Raw genomic sequence first — 1,462 nt, 5'->3', positions numbered from 1 at the left:
CACAGCGCCAGGGTGCCGGCGCGCGTCCACAGCCCGTGGACGCGCAGGGCGGGCGGGGGCGTCGGCGCGGCGGGCACGGCCAGGAGGTTAGGCGCCGGCACCGACACGGCCGGGCGCCCGTCACGCTCCGCTCACCCCCGGGTGCCGCCGCGGCGGCACCCGGGGGTGAGCAGCCGCGGCGCCTTCCTGGGAAGATGCGTCCATGAGCGCTACCGCGGCCATCGAAGCAGCCAAGACGAAGGGCGGGCCCGTCCGCCGCCACGCCCAGGCGACCGGGGTCCTCCTGTCGGTCCTCGGCCTGCTGGGCCTCGTCCCGGGCATCACGACCCGCTACGACGAGATGGGCCTGTGGGGCAGCGGCGCGCAGCTCTTCGGCCTCTTCACGGTCTCGGTCACCACCTCCGTGCTGCTCTTCCTCTACGGCGTGACGGTGCTCGTCTTCGCCGGCTCGGTGCGCCAGGCGCACAAGAGCGTGGTCCTGCACGCGCTGCTGCTCATCGGGATGGGGATCACCGGCACCGGCCTGGTGAACAACTCCCCGGCGCGCCTGCTGCCCACCGACGCCGCGAGCAACGTGCTGTACCTGGTGCTGGGCGTCGTCCTCCTCGTCAGCGCCAACCGCTCCCGCGCCAAGGAGATCGAGCAGAACGGCGTCTTCTGACCCGGCGGGCCGCGGCGCCCGGGCGCTGAGGGCGCCCGGGCGCCGCGGCGCGTCCGGGCCCGCTCAGCGCGCGCGCCGGTACCGGCAGACCAGGACGCCGGTGCCCGTGGTGGTCGCGGAGACCAGCTCCAGCGGGCGCGCCCGGCCGTCGCCGGGGAAGACGCGCTTGCCGCCTCCCAGCAGGACCGGCTCCAGCATGAGCAGGTACTCGTCGACGAGGTCCTGCTCGGCGAGCTGGGTGGCCAGGTGGGCGCTGCCCATGACCTGCAGCACCGCGCCGGAGCCGGCGCCGCCGCGCTCGCGCAGCCCGCGGACAGCGCCGATCGCGTCGTCGGCGGGCAGCAGCACCGAGCCCTGCCAGGTCATGTCGGCGGGGGTGAGGCTGCGCGAGGCCACGTGCTTGGGCACCGTGTTGATCCGGTCCGTGAAGGCGTCGCCGTCCCCGGAGCGCTCCGGCCAGGCGCCGGCCATGGTCCGCCAGGTGCGCGCCCCGAAGAGCAGCGCCTCGGTCTCGCCCATGAGGGCGTCGATCGCCCCGCCCATCGCCTCGGGGTCGAAGTGGGGCATCGACCAGCCGCCGTGGGCGAAGCCGCCGTCGGTGTCCTCCTCGGGACCACCGGGCGCCTGCACCACGCCGTCCAGGCTCGTGAACTCGCTGACGACGATCCTCACCGCTGCTCCTCCGTCCACCGCGCCGGCACCCGCTGCGCCGGCTCCGCTGCGGGGTGGACCCCCGCGGCCGCCGGGACTCATCGTCGCGGGGCGCGCGCGGCCGCGACGATGAGTCCCGGCGGCCGCGGG

General features: G+C 76.0%; 2 protein-coding genes. One reads left to right on the top strand and one right to left on the bottom strand.

All coding sequences use genetic code 11. The features are described from left to right. Nucleotides 1-202: 202 nt before the first annotated feature. Complete coding sequence (locus tag GTR00_RS20700; RefSeq protein ID WP_166613410.1) at nt 203-661, top strand: DUF4383 domain-containing protein; 459 nt, start codon at nt 203-205, stop codon at nt 659-661. A 63-nt stretch (nt 662-724) separates the two neighbouring features. Here GTR00_RS20700 and GTR00_RS20695 read toward each other — a convergent pair whose 3' ends face one another. After that, nucleotides 725-1,333, bottom strand: a complete 609-nt coding sequence (locus tag GTR00_RS20695) for a dihydrofolate reductase family protein (protein WP_166613409.1) — start codon at nt 1,331-1,333, stop codon at nt 725-727. Nucleotides 1,334-1,462: the final 129 nt, after the last annotated feature.

The organism is Kineococcus indalonis, from assembly GCF_009906395.1.
GTDB lineage: Bacteria > Actinomycetota > Actinomycetes > Actinomycetales > Kineococcaceae > Kineococcus > Kineococcus indalonis.
This window is presented reverse-complemented; position numbering and strand designations above follow the sequence as displayed.

Excerpts from the sequence above, each read along its gene's own strand:
- GTR00_RS20700 (WP_166613410.1), top strand. The coding sequence starts at position 203 with ATGAGCGCTACCGCGGCCATCGAAGCAGCCAAGACGAAGGGCGGGCCC.